Source organism: Dactylosporangium darangshiense, from assembly GCF_039537565.1.
GTDB classification, from domain to species: domain Bacteria; phylum Actinomycetota; class Actinomycetes; order Mycobacteriales; family Micromonosporaceae; genus Dactylosporangium; species Dactylosporangium darangshiense.
This window is the reverse complement of the sequence record NZ_BAABAT010000002.1, coordinates 626,511-649,402: the sequence shown is the minus strand read 5'-3', so window position 1 is coordinate 649,402 and position 22,892 is coordinate 626,511. Positions and strand designations below refer to the sequence as shown.

14 protein-coding genes are annotated in these 22,892 nt (G+C 72.9%); 7 read left to right on the top strand and 7 right to left on the bottom strand.

The genetic code is table 11. The features are described from left to right. Nucleotides 1–25: 25 nt before the first annotated feature. From ABD901_RS06590 to ABD901_RS06575, 4 genes are all read left to right on the top strand, one after another. Complete coding sequence (locus ABD901_RS06590; protein WP_345122318.1) at nucleotides 26–2,200, top strand: ATP-binding protein; 2,175 nt, start codon at nucleotides 26–28, stop codon at nucleotides 2,198–2,200. Nucleotides 2,201–2,793: 593 nt separating this feature from the next. Next, the gene (locus tag ABD901_RS06585) at nucleotides 2,794–4,095 is read left to right on the top strand and encodes a glutamate-cysteine ligase family protein (RefSeq protein WP_345122316.1); all 1,302 of its coding nucleotides are present in this window, start codon (nucleotides 2,794–2,796) and stop codon (nucleotides 4,093–4,095) included. 29 nt (nucleotides 4,096–4,124) lie between these two features. After that, nucleotides 4,125–5,063: a ribose-phosphate diphosphokinase gene (locus tag ABD901_RS06580; RefSeq protein ID WP_345122314.1), complete on the top strand. Its 939-nt coding sequence runs from the start codon at nucleotides 4,125–4,127 to the stop codon at nucleotides 5,061–5,063. 670 nt (nucleotides 5,064–5,733) lie between these two features. Continuing rightward, nucleotides 5,734–9,591, top strand: a complete 3,858-nt coding sequence (locus ABD901_RS06575; RefSeq protein ID WP_345122312.1) for an ATP-binding protein — start codon at nucleotides 5,734–5,736, stop codon at nucleotides 9,589–9,591. A 195-nt stretch (nucleotides 9,592–9,786) separates the two neighbouring features. Here ABD901_RS06575 and ABD901_RS06570 read toward each other — a convergent pair whose 3' ends face one another. Beyond that, complete coding sequence (locus tag ABD901_RS06570; RefSeq protein WP_345122310.1) at nucleotides 9,787–10,434, bottom strand: hemerythrin domain-containing protein; 648 nt, start codon at nucleotides 10,432–10,434, stop codon at nucleotides 9,787–9,789. Nucleotides 10,435–10,775: 341 nt separating this feature from the next. On the opposite strand from ABD901_RS06570, the gene ABD901_RS06565 reads away from it, so the two are divergent. Then, entirely contained in the window at nucleotides 10,776–11,960 is a 1,185-nt protein-coding gene (locus ABD901_RS06565) for a cytochrome P450 family protein (RefSeq protein ID WP_345122308.1), read from the top strand. A gap of 232 nt (nucleotides 11,961–12,192) precedes the next feature. Here the strand turns inward: ABD901_RS06565 and ABD901_RS06560 are convergent, their stop codons facing one another. Continuing rightward, the gene (locus tag ABD901_RS06560; protein WP_345122306.1) at nucleotides 12,193–13,053 is read right to left on the bottom strand and encodes a helix-turn-helix transcriptional regulator; all 861 of its coding nucleotides are present in this window, start codon (nucleotides 13,051–13,053) and stop codon (nucleotides 12,193–12,195) included. Nucleotides 13,054–13,197: 144 nt separating this feature from the next. Here ABD901_RS06560 and ABD901_RS06555 point away from each other — a divergent pair, with 144 nt between their 5' ends. Next, a complete protein-coding gene (locus tag ABD901_RS06555; RefSeq protein WP_345122304.1) occupies nucleotides 13,198–14,181 on the top strand; it encodes an aldo/keto reductase in 984 nt (327 codons plus the stop codon). 648 nt (nucleotides 14,182–14,829) lie between these two features. Here the strand turns inward: ABD901_RS06555 and ABD901_RS06550 are convergent. The 5 genes from ABD901_RS06550 to ABD901_RS06530 all read right to left on the bottom strand — a co-directional run bounded on the left by ABD901_RS06550 (nucleotide 14,830) and on the right by ABD901_RS06530 (nucleotide 20,102). Next, on the bottom strand, nucleotides 14,830–16,428 hold the full coding sequence (locus ABD901_RS06550; protein WP_345122302.1) for an FAD-dependent oxidoreductase: 1,599 nt from the start codon (nucleotides 16,426–16,428) through the stop codon (nucleotides 14,830–14,832). A gap of 847 nt (nucleotides 16,429–17,275) precedes the next feature. Beyond that, nucleotides 17,276–17,872 (bottom strand): hypothetical protein, encoded by a 597-nt coding sequence (locus tag ABD901_RS06545; protein WP_345122300.1) that lies wholly within the window; start codon nucleotides 17,870–17,872, stop codon nucleotides 17,276–17,278. A 241-nt stretch (nucleotides 17,873–18,113) separates the two neighbouring features. Further along, nucleotides 18,114–18,470, bottom strand: coding sequence for a tetratricopeptide repeat protein (locus tag ABD901_RS06540; protein ID WP_345122298.1), 357 nt, complete (start codon nucleotides 18,468–18,470; stop codon nucleotides 18,114–18,116). A 51-nt stretch (nucleotides 18,471–18,521) separates the two neighbouring features. Next, complete coding sequence (locus ABD901_RS06535) at nucleotides 18,522–19,352, bottom strand: alpha/beta hydrolase (RefSeq protein ID WP_345122296.1); 831 nt, start codon at nucleotides 19,350–19,352, stop codon at nucleotides 18,522–18,524. Between the two features lie 363 nt (nucleotides 19,353–19,715). After that, nucleotides 19,716–20,102 carry a VOC family protein gene (locus ABD901_RS06530; protein WP_345122294.1) on the bottom strand — a complete coding sequence of 129 codons (387 nt, stop codon included), beginning with the start codon at nucleotides 20,100–20,102 and terminating at the stop codon, nucleotides 19,716–19,718. Nucleotides 20,103–20,152: 50 nt separating this feature from the next. On the opposite strand from ABD901_RS06530, the gene ABD901_RS06525 reads away from it, so the two are divergent. Then, nucleotides 20,153–22,711, top strand: coding sequence for a hypothetical protein (locus ABD901_RS06525; protein ID WP_345122292.1), 2,559 nt, complete (start codon nucleotides 20,153–20,155; stop codon nucleotides 22,709–22,711). Nucleotides 22,712–22,892 lie beyond the last annotated feature (181 nt).

Below are 22,892 nucleotides of genomic sequence, written 5' to 3'. Positions count from 1 at the left end.
GCCTGGTTGACGGTACAGTCGCCGGATGGAACCCGCGGCGGGTGCGACGGCGACGCTGCCGGCCCCGCTCACGTCGCTGGTCGGCCGGGACGCCGAGGTGCGTGCGGCCGTGCGACTGCTCGACGGCGATCGACGGCTCGTGTCGCTGGTCGGGCCCGCCGGCAGCGGCAAGACCAGGATCGCGATCGCGGTCGGGGCGGCGGCGCCCGGGCCGGTGCGGTTCGTCGATCTGTCCACGATGGACGGGCAGGAGCCCGCCGGGTTCGTACTGGACGCGTTCGGGGTCGCCCGCCGGCCCGACCTCGGCGCGGTAGAAACCCTGCTCGGGGCGCTCGACGAGGCCGCGCCGGGCGGGGCGCCGCTGCTGCTCGTGCTCGACAACTGCGAACGCGCCGCCGCCGAGGTCGGCGGGCTGGTGGGGCGGCTGCTCGCGGTACACCCTGGGCTGCTTTTGCTCGTGACGAGCAGGCAGGCGCTCGGGCTGCCGGGCGAGGCCGTGCTCGCGGTCGAGCCGCTCGACGCGGACACGGCGCTGCTGCTGTTCCAGACGCGGATGTTCGAGCGGACCGGGCGGCCGCTGCCCGCCGAGCATCGGCCCGCGGCGGCGGCGATCTGTGCCGCGCTGGACGGGTTGCCGCTGGCGGTGGAGCTGGCGGCGGCCCGCGCGGCGCTGCTGTCGGTGCCGGAGGTGCGCCGGCTGCTCGCCGACCGGTTCCGCGTCCTGGCCGACGCGAAGGCCGCCGGCCCCGAGCACCATCGCACGCTGCGGGCGGCGCTGGACTGGAGCTACCGGCTGCTCTCGCCGGACAAGCAGGCGCTGCTGCGGCAGCTGGCCGTGTTCCAGGGTGGCTGGGGCGCGGCGGCGGTGACGATCCTGCCCGCGCACCGTCCCGAGCTGCTCACGGCGCTCGCCGAACGATCGCTGCTGAGCGTTTCGGCGACGGGTCCGGCCGGTGACGGGTACCGCGGCCGGATGCTGCAGACCGTCGCCGCCTATGCCGCCGCGCGCCTCGCCGAGCACCCCGAGGAGGCCGCCGCCGCGCTGGACGCGCACGCCGCCTTCTATCTCGGCCTCGCCGAGCAGGCGGCGGCCGGCATCCGCGGCCCCGAGCAGCGCGCCTGGCTGCGCACGCTCACCCTGGAGCAGGAGAACCTGCGGGCCGCGATGACGAGGCTCGCCACGCGCCCCGGCGGCGGCGTCGACGCGGACCTGCGCATGGCCGCCGCCATGGCACCGTTCCAGCATTTCATCGGGGGGTACTCCCAGGGCCGCCACTGGCTGTCCGAAGCCCTCGAGCGCCGTCCCCACGCGCCGGCGCCCGCCCGCGTCGCCGCGTCCTCGGCCGCCGCGACCCTGGCCATGCTCGCGTGCGACTACCCGGCCGCGGCCGCGCTGGCGCACCAGGCGCTCCCCCTCACCGCCGACGACCCCGCCGCGCGCGGCCCGCTGCTCACCCTGCTCGGCAGCGTGGAGCGCGAACGCGCCCGCTACGAACAGTCACGGTCCCACCTCGAGGAGGCGCGGCAGCTGTACCGCAAGATCGGCGACTCCTGGGGCGAGGGCCGCTCAACGCAGCTCGCCGGCGCGACCGCCTGGCTGTCCGGCGATCTCGAAACCGCGGCCGAGCTGCTGGCCGCGAGCCTGGCAGCGTTCCGCGATCTGGCCGATGCCGAGTCCGCCGCCTCCGCACAGACCCACCTCGGCGCCGTCGCGCACTACCGCGGCGACCAGGCGAGCGCCCGCCGCTTCCTGGTCGACGCCCTCGACCGGTTCACGGAGCTCGAGTTCCCCGAGGGCGTCGCGTGGGCCCAGGACCTCCTCGGCCGCGTCGACCTCGCCGACGACCGGCTCCCCTCGGCGCTCGAACGCCTGCGCGCGAGCCTCACCCTGCACCGCCGCGTGGGCGACCGGTGGCGCACCGCGAGCGTGCTGGAGGCCCTGGCCGAGTGCCGCCGCCGCTCGGGCGATCCGGCCCATGCGGCGGCGCTGCTCGGCGCCGCCGACGTGGTACGCCGCGAGATCGCCGCCCCGACCCCCGCCTGCGAGCAGCCGGCCCGCCTGGCCACGGACGCCGCGGTGCGCGCGTCGCTCCCGCCGACGGGGTTCGAGCGGGCGTACCGCTTCGGCGCCCGCACCCCGATCGACGTCCTGCTCGACCTGACCGGCGCCGCGACCCTGGCGCCCGCCCCGGCGTCCTGATTGACCGGCCCGTCTGCCGTGCAGCGCTCACAGGTCACCTCGTCCACGCAGGGCGACGCGCAGGCCACGCCGAGCGACGCGGATCGCCGCCGCCGCAATCCCCTCAGGGTGATTGCCCATAGTCACGGGGGGCACACAACCGCAATTCGCCGTTGTCATCAGAATGATCATGCCGCCGTGCGGCGGCGGCGGCGCATCGCCGGTCGCCATTCCCGCTCCTGACGCCCGGGGGCCGCAGCAGGGGCGCGACCGCAGAAATCGTGTTCTTGAAGCGGCAAGAAATGCCGATCAAAAACCGACAAGCATCGATCTTATTCGCCGACGCCGGTCGATTCTGCATCATCGGCAACTTCTGACGCCGTCGCGCGGCGGACCCGCAGATCTTGGGGGCTTACAGCGGCTTCCCATCCAGAGTTCACCGCGCGTTGTCCTCTGGCGCTGGACAGAACGCCCCTCTGACCGCCTAATTGAATGCACCTCGCCCGGCACCCGCCGCCGGTCGGGCCCGCCGCTTCACCATGCACCTGAACGATCACTTTTCTCAACCGCAACACCACCCTGGGTAGCACGCACCCTTGATCCGGGAGGCCGCCGTGAACGACACGACACCCGCCATCCTCCTCAACGAGGCCACCGCCTCCGCGTACGTCGCAGCCGCCGGGTTCCGGGTCGGACCGGTGGGACGAGTCGGGGTGGAGCTGGAGTACTGCGTGCGTGATCCGCGTCGGCCGCTGCACCGCCCGGCGCCGGAGCGGCTGCTCGGGCTGCTGGCGCAACTGGGCAACCCGCTGCCGGGCGGCAGCGCCGTCACCATTGAGCCGGGCGGGCAGCTGGAGCTGTCCAGCAGCGTCGGCGCCTCGCTCACCGAGTGCACGAACGCCCTGGCCGGGGACCTGGCGCTGGTGCGTGCCGCGCTGGCCGAGCACGGGCTGTACCTCGACGGGACCGGTCTGGACACCGTCCGCCGGCCACGGTTGGTGACGAATCACCCGCGGTACGTGGCGCTGGCCGAGTACCACGACCGGTCGGGCACGCGCGGACGGACCGTGATGACCAACTCCGCGTCGATCCAGGTGTGTCTTGACTCGGGTACCGACGAGAACGGCTCCGAGGCCGACGAATGGTCGCACTTCGCGCGGCGCTGGTGGCTCGCGGACGCCATCGGCCCGGTGCTGATGGCCGCGTTCGCGAACTCTCCGCACGTCACCCGGGCCGGCCGCCGGTGGGCGTCCTACCGCCAGGGGCTGCGCTTCGGCACCGACGCCAGCCGCACCCGCGCGCCGCGGCGCACCGCCGACCCGCGCACGGCGTGGGCGCGCTATGCGCTCGCCGCGAAGGTCGCGATGGTGGCGCCGGCCGAGGACGAGTCGGTCGACGAGCACGCCAACGGGCCCTGGCTGGTGCCGAACGGCCTCACGATGCGTGACTGGCTGCGCGGTCACGGGCCGCGGCCGGTGACGCTGAGCGACCTCGAGCGCCACCTCGGCACGCTGGTGCCGCCGGTGCGACCGCGCGGTTACCTCGAGCTACGGATGATGGACCAGCAGGCCGGCGACGACTGGATCGTGCCCGTCGCCGTGGTCACCTCACTGCTGGACGACCCCGAGGGCGCGCAGGCCGCGGCCGACGCCACGGAGCACCTGCGCTCGCCGCTGCGCCGGCACCGCGACTGGCTCGGCGCGGCCCGTGACGGCCTGTCAGATCCCGCTCTCGCTGCGGCAGCGCTGGCGTGCTTCACCGCCGCGGAGTCGGTGCTCGCCCGCCGTGGCGCGCCGCTGCCGATGCGTGACGCGGTGGCCGAGTTCGTTGACCGATACGTCCTGCGGGGGCGTTGCCCCGCCGACGACGCGCCGCAGCAGCGGGAGCGCCGAATGGGTGTGGTATCAACGGGATGACCAGACCCCGGCCCCGAGGAGTCACGATCGTGCGCGACATCGCCGTGTTCAGTGGCAGCGCGCACCCCGAGCTCGCGGAGGAGATCTGCGCTCAGCTCGAGGTGCCACTACTGCCCGTAAGGGTGGACCGCTTCGCCAACGACTGTCTCGAGGTGCAACTGCAGGCGAACTGCCGCGAACGCGACGTGTTCCTGATCCAGCCGCTCGTCCCGCCGGTGCAGGAACACCTCGTCGAACTGCTGCTCATGCTCGACGCGGCCCGCGGCGCCTCGGCGGCGCGGACGACCGTGGTGATGTCGCACTACGCGTACGCGCGCTCAGATAAAAAGGACGAACCGCGCATCTCGATCGGTGGCCGGCTGGTCGCGGACCTGCTCACCGCGGCCGGCGCCAGCCGGGTGCTCACGCACACCCTGCACTCCCCGCAGGTGCACGGGTTCTTCTCGGTGCCCGTCGATCACCTGCACGCTCTGCGTGAGCTCGCCGCCCACTTCCGTGGTCGCGACCTGTCGAACAGCGTCGTCGTGTCGCCGGACCTGGGCAACGCGAAGCCGGCGTCGGCATTCGCGCGACTTTTGTCGGTACCCGTGGCCGCCGGCGCCAAGCAGCGCTTCTCCGACGACCGGGTCGTGATCAGCACCGTGATCGGCGAGATCGAGGGCCGCGACGTGATCGTCCTGGACGACGAGATCGCCCGCGGCAGCACGGTGTTCGAGCTCATCGACCGGCTTCGCGAGCGGGGCGTGGCCAGCATCCGGGTGGCGTGCACGCACGGTCTGTTCACCGGTGACGCTCTGCGCAGGCTGCAGGACCAGGACGACGTGCTCGAGATCGTCTGCACGAACAGTGTGCCGCTGCCCAAGGACAAGTGGGTGCCGAAGCTTCGCGTGCTGTCGATCGCCCCGGCGATGGCCGAGGCCATGCGCCGCATCCACAACGGCGAGTCGGTCAGCTCGCTGTTCCACTGACGCGATTCCGCCGGCCTCGCCGGGCCGCGCCGACTTCGCCGTGCGACCGCGGCGGGTCGGCCACATCGGCTCCCCCGCCGCTTCGCCAGCTTCGCCGGGCGACCGTGGCGGGACGGCCACATCGGCTCCCCCACCACCCCGCCAGCTCCGAGACTCCGCCAGCTTCGCCGGGCCACCGCGGCGGGACGGCCACATCGGGTCGTCCGCCACCCCGCCAGCTCCGAGACTCCACCAGCCTCGCCGGGCCGCCGCGGCGGGTCGGCCACATCGGGTCGTCCGCCACTCCGCCAGCTCCGAGACTCCGCCAGCCTCGCCGGGCCACCGCGGCGGGACGGCCACATCGGGTCGTCCGCCACCCCGCCAGCTCCGAGACTCCACCAGCCTCGCCGGGCCACCGCGGCGGGTCCGCCACATCGGGTCGTCCGCCACTCCGCCAGCTCCGAGACTCCGCCAGCCTCGCCGGGCCACCGCGGCGGGTCCGCCGCCGCGAAGGTTCGTCGGCCCGCTGAAGCCCCCGCTCCCACCGGCACCCAGCTGTCCGATCTCTGCGGGCCGGTTGTTCGCGGCACCGGCGCATGGTCCGATGCTGCTGACCTTGTTCCCCGGCCTCCGCGGTGCGATCCCGACCGGCCTCGACTCGACTTGGGTGAGCTCGTGTTCGTGACCTGGCGTGAGTGAGTCGTCACCGGGTGGTGGCCGGACCGACCCTGCGACACAGCCGGTCGCCGCGACCACACAGCGTCAGGCCGCCCTCACGGTCCGCATCGACGTGCTCGGCCCGCTGCGGAGCGAGGTCGGCGGCGAGACCGTCGACGCCGGCGGTCCGCGGCAGCGGGCGGTCCTGGCCCGCCTGGTCGCGGCCGGCGGGCATGTCGTGCCGACGGACCGGTTCATCGACGACCTGTGGCAGGTCGAGCCGCCGCCGAAGGCCCTCGCGGCGCTGCAGGTGTACGTCTCGAACCTGCGCCGCGCTCTCGAACCGGGGCGGGCGCCGCGCACGCCGGCCACGGTCGTCGTGTCCGTCGCGCCCGGGTACGCACTGCGCCTGCCCGACGAGCACGTCGACGCCTGGCGCTTCGAGGCGCTGTTGCGGCGTGGCAGCGAGCTGGCCGAGTCCGATCCGCGCTCCGCCGACCAGCTGCTGCGGGCGGCGCTGGGCGTGTGGGCCGGGCCCGCGTACGCCGAGTTCGTCGACGAGTCGTGGGCCGCGCCCGAGGCCGCCCGCCTCGAGGAGCTGCGCCTTGTCTGCGTCGAAACGGCCGGCCGCGTGGCGCTGCGGCTCGGCCGGGCCGCGCTCGTGGTGCCCGAGCTCGACCGGCACGTGCAGGGGCATCCGCTACGGGAGGAGGCGGTGCATCTACTGGCGACGGCCCTGTACCGGGCCGGGCGGCAGGCCGACGCCCTCGCCGCGCTGCGCGAGGCCCGCCGCCGCCTCAGTGACGAGCTGGGCGTCGATCCCGGACCAGCGCTGCGGGCGCTCGAGGCCGATGTCCTCGCGCACGCTCCGCATCTGACCGCCGACGCTCCGTCCGTCGAACTCAGCCGCGATGCCGGCCCGGATGCGGTGACCGTCCGCGGTTCGTCCGGCACATTCAGCTCGTCGGAGGTTGGCGCGCGCGCCACCGGCATCGGCACGCCTGCTGATGCGAACGCTGAGGCGTTCAAGGTCGGCGCGCAGGCTGCAGCGCCGGCGGTCGGGGCGCCGGCGTCGCCATCGCCATCGCCATCGGCGTCGGCGTCGCCATCGGCGTCGGCATCGGCATCGTCCGCGACGCCATCGGAAGGATCGACGGCCGGGGCCTCTGGATCGGCGTGGGAAGTCGGAGCGTCGTCCGCAGTGGTGGCGGTCGACGCGCACGGAACCGGGAACCGGATCGAAGTCCCAGGCATGGCGTCCCCGACTGAGGTCCCCGGAGCGGAGTCCGCGGTCGAGGCGATCGGGCGCGACGCCGAGCTGGCCGATCTCGGCGCCGTGGCCGCGGCCGTCCAGCAGGGCGGGCTGCGCATCGTCTGGATCGGCGGGGAGGCCGGCGCCGGCAAGACGACGCTGTTGCGGGCGTTCGGGGCGCGGATCACCCAGCGTGGCTGGCGCGTTGCTTGGGGTCGCTGTCCCGAGGTCGACGGCGCGCCGCCGGCGTGGGCGTGGGCCGAGGTGCTGCGCGACCTGGCCGCCGGTGACGGCGTCGACGAGCGGCTCCGGCCGCTGCTGGACGGGCGCGGCGGCGGCGACCAGTTCCAGCTCGCCCAGGCCGTCGGCGAGCGACTCGGGGCGGGCGGACCGCTACTGGTGGTGCTCGACGACGTACACCGCGCCGACGGCGAGACGCTGCAGGTCCTGCGGCACGTCGCGGTGGCGCTGGCCGAACGCTCCGTCATGATCGTCGCCACGTTCCGTGCCGGGGAGGAGCAGCCGCAGCTCGGGTCCGCCCGTGCGGCGCTGGCCGGGCCCCGCTCCTCCGACGTCGCCCTCGACGGGCTCGGGGCGGACGCGGCGGCGCGGGTGCTCGCCGGGCACCTCGGGGCGCCGCTCGACGCGGCGACGTCCGCGATCGTGCACGAGCGCACCGGCGGCAACCCGCTGTTCCTGGCCGAGACCGCGCGGCTCATCTCCGCCGAGGGGGCCGGTAGCGCGGTGCGGGCGATCCCGTCCGGCATCGGGCACGTGCTGCGGCGGCGGCTGGCGAGGCTGCCCGCGCAGGCCCAGACGGTACTGCGGCACGCGGCCATCCTCGGCCGTGACGTCGACATCGACGTGCTCGCCGAGGCGTTCGCACAGGACGAGGATGCCGTGCTCGACGCCCTGGAGGCGGGTGTGCTCGCCGGGCTGCTCGAGGAGCCGGCGCCCGGCCGCGTGCGATTCGGTCACGCGCTGCTACGGGACGTGCTGTACGACGACATGCCGCAGCTTCGTCGCCGACGGTTGCACGAGCGGGTGCTGGCCGTGCTGGAGCGCACCAGCCCCGGCGATGTGGCCGCGCTCGGCCACCATGCGCTGGCGGCGGCCACGCCGGCGACCGCCACACGGGCCGCCGGACACGCGGCCGCCGCCGCCCGGCAGGCGACCGCACTGTTCGCGCACCGCGAGGCCGCCGTGCTGTACGCCGGGGCGCTCGACGCTCTTGCCCTGCAGCGCCCGCTGATCGGGCCTTCGCATCGCACCGTCGCGGTCGGGTCACCCTCGCATCCGGCCGCCGCGGTGACGCATGACCAGGCAGGGGCGATGAGCGGCCAGCGAGGACCCGAGCACGCACAGTCGTGGACGCTCGCCGATCCGCGGCTGCGGGCGGCGACGGCATTCCAGTACCTGGCCAACGCGGCCTCGCTGGCGCCCGACGAGGCCGCCATGCGCCTCGACCTGCTGTGCGGTCTCGTGTCGGCCCGGGCCAACTCCGGCGACGCGATCGGGGCGCGGGCGGCCCGCAACGAGGCGGCCGCGGTCGCTCACGCACTGCCCGGCGTCGAGCCGCTGGCGCGGGCGCTCACCGCGTTCGACGCGCCCGTGGCGTGGACCATTCGCGTGACGCGGGGCGTCGACGAGCAGCTCGTCGAGCTCATGGAGCAGACCCTCGCCCGTCCGGACGTGCCCGCGGCGCTGCGCTGCCGGATGCTGGTCGCGCTCGTGTACGAGCTGGAGGGCTCTGACCTGCGCCGCTGCGACGAGGCGAGCGCCGAGGCGCTGCGGATCGCCCGTGACGAGGACGACGCGCTGCTGCTGTGCCAGGCGCTCAACGCCCGCTACTTCGCGGTACTGAACCCGCAGCGACGCCACGAGCTACCCACCGTGGGCGAGCGGCTCCTCGAAGCGGCCGAGCGGGCGGGGTCACTCGGCTTTCAGGCGCAGGCACATCACGTGCTGTACCAGGTCGCGCTCGAGCGCAGCGACCTGCCGCTCGCACAGGAGCACCTCGACCGGGCGCTCGAACGCTCGACGGCGGGCCAGCTCGGCGTGACGCTGCTCGTCATGGCGATGCTCGGGGCGATCCGGGCCCTGTTCGCCGGCGACTACGCGACCGCCGAGCGGCTGTACACCGACCTCGGCGAGCGCATCGAGTCCGCCGGGCAGCCGAACGCGAGCCTCGTCGGCCTCGGCGGCGTGTTCTTCGTCCGGCTGGCGCAGGGCCTCAGCCACACATCACTGCCCGTGCTGGAGGCGGTACGCCCATTCGCCCCCGACGACGTCGACGAGCTCATCACGCGAGCCCTCGTCGACGGTGGCCGGCTCGACGAGGCCCGGGCCTGCTGGCGGCCGGAGACCCAGATCCGGGAGGACTACTACTGGCTGGGCTGGATGGGCCTGCGGGCCGAGAACGCTGTCGCGCTCGGTGACGTCACCGTGGCGGCCCGCTGCTACGACGACCTGCTGCCGTGGGCGGGACAGTTCGCCGGGCTGGCCAGCGGCTCCGTCACCGGCCCGCCCGTCGATCAGCTGCTGGGTCGCCTCGCGGCGCTGCTCGGCCGGCCCGCGGACGCGCACTACGCGGCCGCGCGCGAACTCGCGGTGCGGGCTGGCGCTACGCCCTGGACCTGAACCAACACCCACCGTCAGTTCGCGCGGCGCAGCCGGAGCCTCCGACGAGCACGGTGCCGCCGATGACGACCGCCGCGATCGCGTCGAGCTCCATGCCCAGGGCGTTGAGGCCGCTCCCGGGGGCTGGATCGCCACCGAGCGCACATGGCCTCGCACGCAGCGCGACCCGTCGCCGAAACCCGGGCGCTGCAGCGTTCAGCCGAAGATCACGCGTTCGCGGCGGGCGAAGCCGGGGCGGACGGCGGCCAGCATGAGCAGGAGCACCGGGCCGGCCGTGCGGCGCAGGTCGGCGAGCTCGTCGGGGGTCGCGTACCGCTCGATCCGGGGCAGCTCGAAGCCGATCTTGGAGCCCTTGCGGACCGCGTTCTCGACCTGCTGCCACTGGTCGTGGTTGACGTACCGCCGGATCACCGGGAACACCGTGCGCTCCTCGTCGTCGATGTGCTCGTCGAGGAGGTCACGCAGCGTGGCCAGGGTGTCCGACAGGCGGCCGGCGGCGGCGCGGTCGGCCGGCGCGGCGGCGAGCGCGGTCGCCTCGGCGCGGACACGGTCGAGCAGCGGGTCGAGCTGCTTGTGGTCGTCGGTCAGCTCGGCCAGGTCGACCTCGGCGCCGGCGGTCTCCCGCAGCACGGGCCACAGCACGTCGTCCTCGGCCTGGTGATGGTGGTGGATGCCGTCGCAGAGACTGGTGAGGTACTGCTGAATCGCCCTGGCGCGACCCGGAGTCCCCGGCAGGCTGCCATCCGCGATGGCGCGCGTGACGTCGGCGAAGCGGCGCGCGTCGCCACGCATCGAGCGATGGTTGATCGTGATGCCGAGCAGGTTGGGTTCGGTGTTCTTCATGCGGTACAGCAGAAGCGAACACAGTTGGCGGGCACTTAATGTCGGCTTGGCGGACGCGCCTCGACCGACTCCGGCCCGGCTGGCTGCGCCGATCCCTGCACGTGGCGACTCGAAGCCTCCGCGTGACTCTCCGTCGATCGAACCGGCCGGCTGCATGAGCCGAGGCGAAGGTCGACCGTCCGCCGGCCCGACCGCACACACGGTTACGCACACAGCGGCGCGCTGCGGCGGGCGAAGCGGCATGCTGCGGCGGGTGAGACGACGCGCCGCGCCACGCCGATCGGGCAGCAACGATCTTCGAGGTGATTTCGAGACGCTCGCGGATTGGTTACCGTTGATGCGTGACGTCGCCGACGCTGTTCACGCAGGAATTCTGGAACGATCCCCATCCCGTGTACGCCGCGTTGCGGCAGGAGGCGCCGGTGCATCCGGTGACGCTGCCCAACGGCATGGAGATTTGGCTGGTCACGCGGTATACGGACTGTAAGGCCGCGCTTGCCGATCCACGACTTTCGAAGCGACAAGGGGCGGGCGACAACGCGCGCACGCTGGCCAGCCCGGTGCGCAGCCCACTCACGCACCACCTGCTGGCCGCCGACCCGCCCGACCACACCCGACTGCGCAAGCTGGTGTCGAAGGTGTTCACGGCGCGTCGCGTCGAGGAGCTGCGGCCGCGGATTGGCGAGCTCAGCGCGGCGCTGATCGAGCCGCTGCGGGGCAAGGACGGCGCCGACCTCATCGAGGAGTACGCCGTTCACCTGCCGATTCAGGTCATCTGCGAGCTGCTCGGCGTGCCGATCGAAGACCAGGCGGACTTCCGGCACTGGACGTCGGTGATGGTGTCGGCGTCGGCCGGCGGCCCGGGCGTGCCCGAGGCGGCGGCGGCATTCGTCGGGTACCTCCTGGGTCTCATCGAGCGTAAGCGCGCAACTCCGTCGGGTGACCTGCTCAGCGCACTCATCGCGACCAGGGACGAGGGCGACCGCCTCAGCGAGGACGAGCTCACGTCGATGGCCTTCCTGCTGCTGCTCGCCGGGCACGAGACGACGGTGAACCTGATCGGCAACGGCATGTACACCCTCATGACGCTGCCGGACGCGCACCGGCGGCTGCGGGAGGACCCGTCGCTGATTCCGGCCGCCGTCGAGGAGTTCCTGCGGCTCGAGAGCCCGGTCGAGACCGCGACGTCGCGGACGGCCATGGAGCCGGTCACGTACGGTGGCGTGACGATTCCTGCCGGTGCGATGGTTGCGGTGTCGCTGCTGTCGGCGGACCGGGACGCCGAGCGGTTCCCGTCGCCGGGCGAGTTCGACCTGAATCGGCCGGACAACCAGCATCTCGCGTTCGGGTTCGGCGTCCATTACTGCCTCGGGGCGCCGCTGGCCCGGCTGGAGGCGCAGATCGCGTTCACGGACCTGCTGGCGGCCTTCCCGAACATTCGGCTCGCAGTGCCGCCGGCCGACGTGATGTGGCGGCCCGGCACGTTGATCCGCGGCACGGTGGCACTGCCCGTACTGCTGCAATAGCAGCGCGTATATGCCGTGCAATAGCACGGCGTATTGCCGCTGTCGTCGGCCGAGGGCGCGCGCGGTGCGACAGTCGTGCAGCTGGCGATCGCGTGGGAGTTCGCCGTGGACCGGGGCGCCAGTCTTCGGGCGATGCGCCGATCCTGACCGTCAGATGGTCCTCCTGCCCACCTGGCAGGAGGACCGCTGCGTCACGGCCGGCGGCCACAGGACGGGCCGTGCGCTCCGGTTACTAGGCGAAGTCGCCGCCGCGCGGTTCCGCGAACTGCTGAAGGCCGACGACGGCGAGGAGCGCGAGCTTCTCGGCCGCGTCGGTGCCGGGCGTCGGGGTCAGGACGAGCAGCAGTTGGCTCTGGTCCGGCGTCATCAGGGTCTCGCAGTCGACCTCCACCAGGCCCACCTGCGGGTTGTAGATCCGTTTCCGGTCGCCGCGGCGGACCTTCACCTCGTGCTCGTCCCAGCGCCGGGCGAACTCCGGGCTGACGGCCCGCAGGCGGCCCACCAGGCGCTCCACGTCGGCGTCGCCGTGGCGGCGGGCGGCCGTCGCTCTCAGGTCGGCGACGATCACCTTGGAGTGATGTTCCACGTCGTCCGGTGGGCGATGGGCGCGCATGTCCGGATCGGTGAACCAGCGGTAGGCATGGAATCGCGCATCGCCACGGAATCGGCTCTGCTCGCCGATCAGCAGGGTGGACATGCGGTTCTGCGCGAGGGTCTCCCCCAGGTCGGACATGACGTGCGCCGGGGCGTCGCCGAGCAGGTCGAGCATGCGCAACAGGCCGGCCCTGGCGTGTGCCTCGGCTCCGACCGACGGCGGAGGCTGGTGGCCGGCGAGGTGGAACAGGTGGTCGCGCTCGTCGTCGCTGAGCCGCAGTGCGCGGGCGAGCGCGGTCAGTATCTGGGCGGAGGGCTGGGCGCTGCGACCCTGCTCGAGGCGTACCACGTAGTCGGTCGACATCCCGGCCAGCATCGCGACCTCCTCGCGCCGCAGGCCCGCCGTCCGGCGGCGCGGGCCCTCGGCGAGGCCGACGTCGGCGGGCTGGATCGCCAGGCGCCGGCGGCGGAGGAAGTCGGCGAGGTCGTCGCGCTGCATGGATCAATCCTCGCCGCCACGGCCCGCCGGCATCCAGTGTCCAGCCAGGGAGCGCCGCTCCTACGAAGAGCGCTCCGCTGGCCGCACCGGGCCGGCGGCGGCAGTGTCGAGGGGGAAGGCACTCGAGGTACAGGAGAAACAACAATGCGCAGCAGGAACCTCGGCACCGCCGGGCCGGCCGTCTCGACGCTCGGGCTCGGCGCGATGTCCATGTCGGGCTCGTACGGGCCCGCCGACCGTGACGAGAGCATCGCTACCATTCACGCGGCCCTGGACGCCGGCATCGACATCATCGACACCGGCGACTTCTACGGGATGGGCCACAACGAGTTGCTGATCCGCGACGCGCTGCAGTCGGTGGGGCGGGAGCGTGTCAGGCTGAGCGTCAAGTTCGGAGCGTTGCGGGGGCCCGACAATGCGTGGGGCGGGATCGACAATCGGCCGGCGGCGATCCGGAACTTCCTCGGGTACACCCTGACCAGGCTCGGCACGGATCACGTCGACATCTACCGGCCGGCCCGCCTCGACCCGGCGGTGCCGATCGAGGACACCATCGGCACGCTGTCCGACCTGGTCAAGGAGGGATTCGTTCGGTACGTCGGGCTGTCCGAGGTCGACGCCGAGACGATCCGGCGGGCGCAGGCCGTCCACCCGATCGCGGATCTGCAGGTCGAGTACTCGCTGATCTCGCGGGAACCCGAGTCGGGCGTGCTGGCCACGCTGCGTGAGCTCGGGATCGGCATGACCGCGTACGGCGTGCTGTCGCGCGGGCTGATCTCCGGCCACTGGTCGGCCGGGCGCACGTGGGAGCCGGGCGACTTCCGGGTCAACAGCCCGCGGTTCTCGGCCGAGAACATGGCGCACAACGTGTCGCTGGCCGAGTCGCTGCGGCCGATCGCCGAGGCGCACGGTGCGACGATCGCGCAGCTGGCGATCGCGTGGGTGCTGGCGCAGGGCGCTGATATCGTGCCGTTGATCGGTGCGCGGACGCGGACCCGCCTGGCCGAGGCGCTTGGCGCGCTCGACGTCGAGCTCAACGCGGACGATCTGGCCGCGATCGAGCGAGCGATTCCGGCCGGTTCGGCCCGCGGCGAGCGGTACCCGGCCGCCGTCCGCACCACGCGCTGACTCCGCGACTGCGTACAGTGAGCGTCGACGGGTTCGCGGATTTCCGGTTACGAATCCGGCCGGCGCGCGCCGGTCTTCCACGGCCGCGCCGAATTATCGTCAGTGGATTGCAGATAATCGGTAATTCAGTAATCCGGTAATTCGGCGGCGCGGTGCGGCTGGACCATGATCGCGCAGGCTTGGGCAGGTGTCTCGTCGGCAACGCGTTCCCGCGGCGCGGATAGTGCGACGCGGGAACGCGAGACGAGAACGAGAGATGGGACCGAGCGACGAGATCGCCGTGCGCGGCCGGCTTGGTTGACGACGCAGCGCAACTCAGGCGGCGTCGTAGGTCCAGCCCCGACGCATCGAGCGTGATAGGTGCAGTCCCGACTCAGACGGCGTGATAGCTGCAGCTCGGACTCAGGCGGCGTCGTTAGTCCAGCTCCGACCCAGGCGGCGTCGTAGGTGCAGCCCCGACTCAGACGGCATCGTAGGTGCAGCCCCGACTCAGACGGCGTCATAGGTGCAGCCCCGACCCAGGCGGCGTCATAGGTGCAGCCCCGACCCAGGCGGCGTCATAGGTGCAGCCCCGACCCAGGCGGCGTCATAGGTGCAGCCCCGACCCAGGCGGCGTCGTCGATGCCGCCTGGCGGTGAGGGTGCATTGTCAGGCCGGGACCGATGCGGCGGCGCGAGCCGCCAGGCGTGCGGCGATCCACGGTGCGCCGAGCGCGCGCGGTGGATCGACCAGCGAGGTGACGCGGATGAATGCGGCGGCGAGCTCGCCGTCCTCGACCGCTGCCAGCTGGAGCTGCCGGATCATGTCGGCGGGGCTCGGAGCGGCGGGCGCGCTCGATGCGACCATGGGCTCCGCGGGACTGAGGTCGACGGTCGGCTCGGCGACGCTCAAGTCGGCGGCTCGCTCGGCGACGCTCAAGTCGGCGGTTGGCTCGGCGACGCTCACGTCGACGGTCGGCTCAGCGACGCTCACGTCGACGGTCGGCTCGGCGGCGCTCAAGTCGGCGGCCAGCTCGTCGGCGTCCGCGCCACCGGACGCAGTGCCGGAAATCGCGGAAAGCGTGGTTCCCGAGCCCGCAGCGGCCCGCGGTGTGACCGCCGCGGTGGCCCGTGGCGTGACGGCTGCGGTGGCCCGTGGCTTGGCGGGCGGTGGGGCCGTGGTGGCAGCGTCGAGGGCCATGTCGGCGCCGACGGCGAGGGTCCACGGTGCCTCGTGCAATTCGGCCTGGCGGACGTGGAAGCGCTGCGGGTCGTCGTCCTCGCGCAGAGTGGCGGCCGACATCGCGGCGGTGGACATGCCCTGGCCGTAGACGGGGTTGAAGGCGCAGGCGGCGTCGCCGATGACGATGATGCCGGGTGGGAGGTGGGCGCGGTCGTAGCGGCGGCGGATGTACGCCGGGAAGTGGAACGGGACCGCGTCGCCGAGCGGGGTGCCGGACTTGATGACCGCTGCGGTGTCGGGGACGGCGAGCGACTCGGCATAAGCGGTAAAGCCCTCGAGGTCCGTGGGCGGGCGCTCGCCGTGGACGCCGGCCAGGGTGACCAGGACGCGGTTGCCCTCGAGGCGTTGCATCACGGAGCTGCGCAATTGGCCGGGGTAGCGGGCGGTGATCACGACCATGTCGTCGCCGAGCAGGTTGCCGGCGAAGACGCGGGAGGCGTAGCGGACGTCGATGTCGACCACCTCCTCTTCGGGAGCGCTGTAGCCCAGCTCCATGAGCCATTGGGGCATCCGTGAACCGCGGCCGGTGGCGTCGACCAGAAGGTCGGCGGGGACGATGCGGGAGCCGGCGCCGGCTCGGCTGGTGATGTGCACCGAACGGTCCGACGTCAGGCCGACGATGTCGTGGCCGTCTGTGATGCGGACGTTGGGCAGGGCGCGTACGGCGGTGCGGATCGTGTGCTCGATCAGCGGGCGGCTCGCGGTGACCGCTGCGAGGCCGGTGTGGCTGCGGCGCAGGGGGCGGCCGTTGAGGTACCAGCGCGCGTCGGCGAGGACGTCGCCGCAGTAGGCGCCGGCGGCGGTGAGCTGCTCGGTGAAGCCGGGCAGCAGCGACTCGACGGCCTGGACGCCGCGCGGGAGCATGGCGTGCACGTGCTGGCCCTGCGGCGCGCCGCGGCGAGGGCTGGGGCCGGCCGGCAGGATGTCGCGTTCGATGACTTCGATCGTGTTGTACCGCGGGGAAAGCGCCGCGGCGGCAAGGAGCCCGGCGACGCTGCCGCCGAGGACGACTGCGTTCTGCTTCATGCACGTACGGTGAACGTATCCGGGTCGGGTGTCTGCGTACTTGTACGCGGTTGGCGCGCACGGCCAGTCACAAGGCCGACACCGGCATGCCGCCAAAGCTCTCGGGCGGCCGGTGGGCTGGTCGGGCATGCCCGGCACCGGCATGCCGGCATAAAGCCTCAGGTAGCCGGTGGGGCTGGTCAAGCACGCCCGGCACCGGCATACCAAGCCTGAGGTAGCCGGTGGGCGGGTCGAGCATGGCCGAGAGCGGCATGCCGGCAGAGGACTCCGGCGGCCGGTGGGGCTACGGCGTGTTTCAAAAGTACGGCTTGGCGGTCCCGGGGCGGGTGTGGTGGATCGGCACGGTGTGTAGTTGTGGGTGTGGCGGGGCGCGCCGCCACCACTGCCCGACCTGCGGCCTGACCGGCGACCGGGACCTCGTCGCCGCGCTCCTCGGCGCCCACACCGTCCTGCACGATCGGGCCCGGCCCGGCAGAGCCCGCATCGACTGGGCTGGCGCGCAACACACCCTCGACACCTATGGCGTCGAGGCCATCAACAATGGGCTGCAAGGAGCCCTGACCGAGTCAACCGGACACCGCCCCAGCCCCCACCCCCGTAGTGGCGGGACGCGGCGGCCGCAGCGCAGCACCAGCCCCACCGGCCGGTGCCGGCGTGCTCGGCGAACTGCCGGCATGAACCCACCACCCGCCACCAGTTACGGCGGCGGGGGCGGGCCGGTGCCCCCGACAACCCCGGATGAGATCCAGCCAGCCACACCACTGGTCCGGACCACGCCGGAACGACGAGGCGCACACCCCGGACTGTCCACCAAGACCGGCACCACACCGGCCTTAGAAAACAGACCTTAGTCGGGCATGTGGCCGGACACGCCGAGGATCAGGGCGACCAGGCCCAGCACGCCGACGATGAGGGCGGCCAGCTTCGTGAACCTGCCGGTCGGGTCGGAGACGGTGACGTTGAACCAGCCGCGCGGGTCGACGCGCACGCGGATCTTCTCGCCCACCTTGGGCTCGGTGTCCAGGAAACGCAGGCGGCCCAGGTTTTCGCCGGTGCCGCGGTCGGCGACCTGGTAGGCGGGAAAACGCTTCTCCGAAACGCTGCTCAGGCCCCGTACGACGTGGGTGACCACGGCGTCGGTCGGGGTGCCCTGGCGGGACATGTACGCCGGGGCGACCAGTAGGGCGGCCAGCCAGGCGGCGAACGTCAGGACCAGCAGCATCACGACGCGGTTGCCGGCGCTGTGGTCGGGGGCGCCGATGCGGTACAGCAGGTAGCCGGGGACGGCGGCCAGCAGCGACAGGGCGGAGCCGATCGCCAGCCAGGTGAAGCTCGGACCGCCGGCGAGAGTCCCGGTGATCGCGACGAACGCCGACGTCACCGCGAGTGCGAGGAGCGTCCGCCAGATTCCCTTGAACAGCGCGCCCCACGGATAGTGCTTCACGAGTGGCACCGTAGGCGATCTCCGGTCGAAGCGCTGCCCCCAAGTGCTTTGAAATTCCCGGTAATGCAGCGGAGGCCGCGCATCGATCCGATGCGCGGCCTCATTTGGCGGCAAACGAACGGGCTGACCAGGGCCGGCAGGCGGGGGCGCGCAGAGGCCGCGATCGAAATGCATTTCAGCGCGAACCGATGGAGCGGCCGCGGCCGAGAAAGGACAGGTGGCCGCGGCCGAACAATGAGGGTCAGGGAGTGCCGGCTACTCGGCGTACCGCTGCGGAATAGTCGGGAACCGAGGACATCGCGGCGGCCAGGCGCAGGTAGCGCAGGGCGTCCTTCGGGCGGTTCTGGCGCTCGAGGGTGCGACCCAGCAGGTGGCAGGCGTAGTGGTCGGTCGGGTCGCGGTCGACCAGCGCGCGCAGGTGCCCCTCGGCGCGGTTGAGCTGCGCGGAGGCGAAGTAGGCGCGCGCCAGCCACAGGCGCACCTCGGCGTTGGCCGGGTCCTCGTCAAGGACGGTTGACAGGATCTTGGCGGCCTCGATCGGGTCACCGGCGTCGAAGTAGAGGACTCCCCTGCGGTACTCGGCGATCACGTCGTTCATGGCAGGCTCTAACGCCGGGCGGGCCGCTCATTGTTCCCGGCGGGCTAGGGGTCAGTGGGACTTGAGCCAGTCCGACAGGTCGTCCAGGACGCGATCCTGCTCGGGTTCGTTGTACACCTCGTGGTGCAGGCCGTCGTACACGTGCAGGGTCAGGTCCTTCGAACCGGCCCGCTCCGCGATGAGGCGGCTCGACTCCGCGGCGACCAGGCCGTCCTCGGAGCCGTGCAGGACGAGCGTGGGCAGCGTCAGCTCGGGCAGGCGGCGCTGGAACTCGGTCATCTGGGTCAGCATCGCGCCGCCGAGACCGGCGGGGACCTTGCCGTGGTGGACGAGCGGGTCGGCGTCGTACTTCGCGACGACCGCCGGGTCCTTCGAGATCAGCTTCGACGGCAGCGCCTGGACGGGGGCGCCGGGTGCGATGCGGCCGAGGACCTTCGCGACGGCGATCGCGGGCTTCGAGATGCCCTTGCCGGGCAGCACCGGGGTGCCCGACAGCACGAGGCCGCGCAGGCCGGCCTGGTGCTCCAGCGCGTACGCGAGGGCGATCATCGCGCCCATGCTGTGGCCGATCAGGAACGGGGTTTGCCCCGGGTGGCGGCCGCGGACCTCGGTGAACAACAGGTCGAGATCGTCTGTGTACTCCGCGATGCGGCGCGCGAGCAGGCGCTTGCCGCCGGAGCGCCCGTGCCCACGGTGATCGGGCGCGTACACGGCGAGGCCGAGGTCGCCCAGGCGCGCAATGACGTGGTCGTACCGCCGGGCGTGCTCGCCCATCCCGTGCGAGAGGACGACGACGCCGGAGACGCCCTGCTCGGGCAGCCAGGCGTCGTACACGATCCGGACGCCGGCACCGCCGGTGAGGGCGAGTTCATCGCGCTGCATGGCAGCATGGTGCGCCGCGCCCGCGCCGCTCCGCAAGGAGCACACCGGCAGCGAGTGGCAAACTCCGCAGTCGGTCGACTACCGATCGCGACCGCCGCGAAGGCTGTGACGCCCGCCGCAATGAGGCATGCCCCACACGGAGAGACGGATGAGGCATGCCCCACACGGAAGACGGAGGCACGCCGCACACGGAAAAAGCGACCGCCACTAACACGAGCGGAAGCGGAATAGGACCAGCCACGCACGACCGCGATCGCCACCAGCACACGCGGAACAGGAACCAGCCGCACACGGAATGCGACCGCCACCAACACGCGCGGAACGGGAACCGGTCGCGCACGGACCGCGACCACCCCGGCAAGATCAGGCGTTACGCTCGGCGGCGCTGCGCTCGACGCAGAACTCGTTGCCCTCGGGATCGGCGAGTACGGCCCAACCGGTACCGTCTGGACGTCTGAAATCACCGACGAGAGAGGCGCCCAGGGCAAGAATGCGCTCGATCTCCACGTCGCGGGTCGCGTCCAGCGGCTGCACGTCGAGGTGGACGCGGTTCTTCACGGCCTTGGGCTCGGGGACGCGGATGAACAGCAGGCCGGCGGAGCCGTCCGGGGCCAGGATGAGCGCCTGATCATGCGTGGGCAGGTTGGGGTCGTTGGGTTGCTCCTGGTAGCCGGTCGCCGCACTCCAGAACAGAGACAAGCGGTACGGATCGGCGCAGTCGATCGTGATGTGCCTGATGCGGACGGTCATTGCGTCAAGGTATATGTGACAGCGGTGTTGCCGCCGAAGGGAGCGGAAGGTTGCTGACAGCTGGCCCGGCTTGGTCGGTCATGGCCGACAGCCCGCAGACGCCCGCGCCGCTGCTCCGCGGCGCCGAGGAGGTGCTCGTCCTCACCCACAACTGCGACCTGGCTTTTGTCGAGGCATGCCTCCGGCCGGCGCGAGCGGCGGGGGCGCGCGTCACCATCCTGTACGACGCCGCCGGCGCACCAGAGCACCACGGCGCGAGCACCGGCGCGGCGGACGGTGACGGCGGCAAGCCGGTGCGTGACGTGCTGCCGGTGCCGGTGGTGTGCCGGTCCGGGGGCGCGTTCCGGCCGCGCCTGGTCATCTCGGCGTCACCGACCGCGGCGACGGTGTCGATCGGCTCCGGGGACGCGACGCCGGACGGCTGGCAGCGCAACGCCGAGGCGTGGACGCACCTGACCGTCGAAGGCGCGACGGTGCCGACGCTGATCACCGACCTCGCCGAATGGCTGCAGCGGCTGCCCGACCAGCTGTGGATCGAGCCCGCCGGCGTCGAGCGGCTCGCCGCCGTCGCGAAGCTGCTCACCGCCCGGCCGCACGCCGCCGAGGCCGACGAGCCGCTGCTGCTGACCAACGACCTGGTACCGATCTTCGAGCAGCTGCCGTTCCCGTCGGGCGCCGACCGGCTCGGCGTCGCCGCGCCCGAGTTCGACCCGGCCGGGCGCGCGCTCGGCGAGATCGCGCGCAGCGTCGGGGCGGCGCGCACGCGGCTGCTGCTGCCGCCCGGGGTGCGCTGCGACCCGGTGGGCCTGTGGGTCGCGCTGGACGACGCCGGCGAGTTCGACGTGCAGACGCCGGTTTCGCCGCGGTACCTCCACGCCGGCGCCCTCGAATGGTGGACCGCCGGCTCGGGAGTGCTCGTCAGCGGCGGCCTCACCTGCACCCCGGAGGCGCTGCTGAGCACCACCGGCGAGCCGGGCGGCAACTGCGAGCTGAGCCTGTTGCAGGAGGTGACCGAGTCGCTGCTGGACGCGGTCGAGGCCCGCGACATCGCGCTGGACGACGACGACCTGCGCCCGCTCCCGCCCGCCGCGCCGGCGAGCCCGGCCACGCGGGTGCTCGCGGTGCGGCTGCACCCGGACCGGATCGAGGCGAGCCTGGTCGCGGCCGGCACGACGGCGCCGGACGGCCTGGTCGTGACGGCCGGCGACACCGCGGTGAAGCTGCCGTGGACGGGGGCCGAGGGGCGCCTGCACACGTACGCCGGTGAGGCTGCCGCCCTCGACGCCCGCACCGCCCACGTGCGCGCCGCGGATGGCACCGCGCTGGGCACGGCACCCGTCACCGACGTCGCCGGCGCCGTGGTCCGCTTCAGCCACGCGTCCCCGCTGGAGATGGTGGCCTTCCCATCGGTACTCCCCGACGCCGCCCTCCTCGAAGCGCTGTTCGCCGCCGTCGCCCAGCTGGCCACGGGCCGCACGGCGCGCCACGGCGTGCCCGCCGCCGAGCGCCGCGCGAGCGAGGAGGAGCGCCTGCGCGCCCTCGTCGGCCCCGCCCTGCTCGACCTGGCGTTCGGCCGCACCCCCATCCGCGCCGGCGAACGCACCGAATCCGGCAGCGCGATGCATCCGGCACAGTCGCTCACCGCGACGGAGACGCCACACGGCGCCGCCGCCACGGCCGGCGGCGCAGCGGGAGCGCATAGCGCCACGGCCGGGGGTGGAACGGGAACGCACGGCGACACGGCCGGCGGCGGAGCGGGAACGCACGGCGATACGGGCGGTGAGGCCAGCGTCGCAGCAGTGGTGGCTCGGCTCGACGCGCCGCAGCGGGACCGGCTGCGCCAGCAGGTGCTCCGGCTCGGCGGCGCCGCCGCGGGGTGGCCGCTGCCGGCACGGCTCGCCGCGTTCCGCATCGTGCTCGTGCTCGCCGCCGGCGGGCTGTGGCCCGAGCCGCAGGACTGGACCCCGCTCGTCGCCGCCGGGCTCGACGCGCTCGTCGCGACGGACGACGAGGCGTTCGCGGGCGAGCAGGCGGCGCTGGCGACGGTGGGCCTGGCCGCGGTACACCACGGGCATCGTCTTTCGCCCTTGGCCGGCTTCGCGGACCTGCGCGCGGCTGTGCGGCTCGACCAGGCCCCGCCCGAGAACCTCGTCGCGCGCTACGCCGCCGGGCTCGCCGGTGCGGTGCTCGGCGACGGGTTCGGCGCCGAGGACGTCGCCGCCGACACCAGTGAGCTGCTCGTGCGCTCGGCGTTCGACGACGCCGTGGACGCCATCCCGGAGTCGGTCGGCATCGTGCAGCGCACCGACGCGGGCGGGGTGCGCGTCGACACGGCCAAGGACCCGCGGCGCACGGCGCTGCTCGTGCTCGACCTGTTGCGGGACTTCCCCGACACGCACGTCACCGTGCGCGGCAGCGCGGGTACCGAGACCCACGGCTGGTGGAACGGACGGCGCCTGGTGCTGCTCAGCCCGTTCGGCGGGCGGTGGCGCGGTTCGCTGTGGCCGGGCCTGATGACGGGCATCGCGACGTACGCCAAGGGCGCCTCTCCCCTGCCGGCCGCCGCCCGCACGTGGATCACCGAGGTCGCCGAAATGGGCGAAGGCTGACGGGCATGACACATCCGGTCCAAGCGGTGATCTTTGACCTTGACGGCACGCTTGTGGATCACGTCGGCTCCCCACGCTGCTTCTCGATGCCTGAACCATCACGGGAAGGCCGGAGCCCCGCGTCGTAGGCGACTGAGCCAGTCACGCAAGCAAGGGCGCGAAAGCAGGTGTGGCCGAGCCG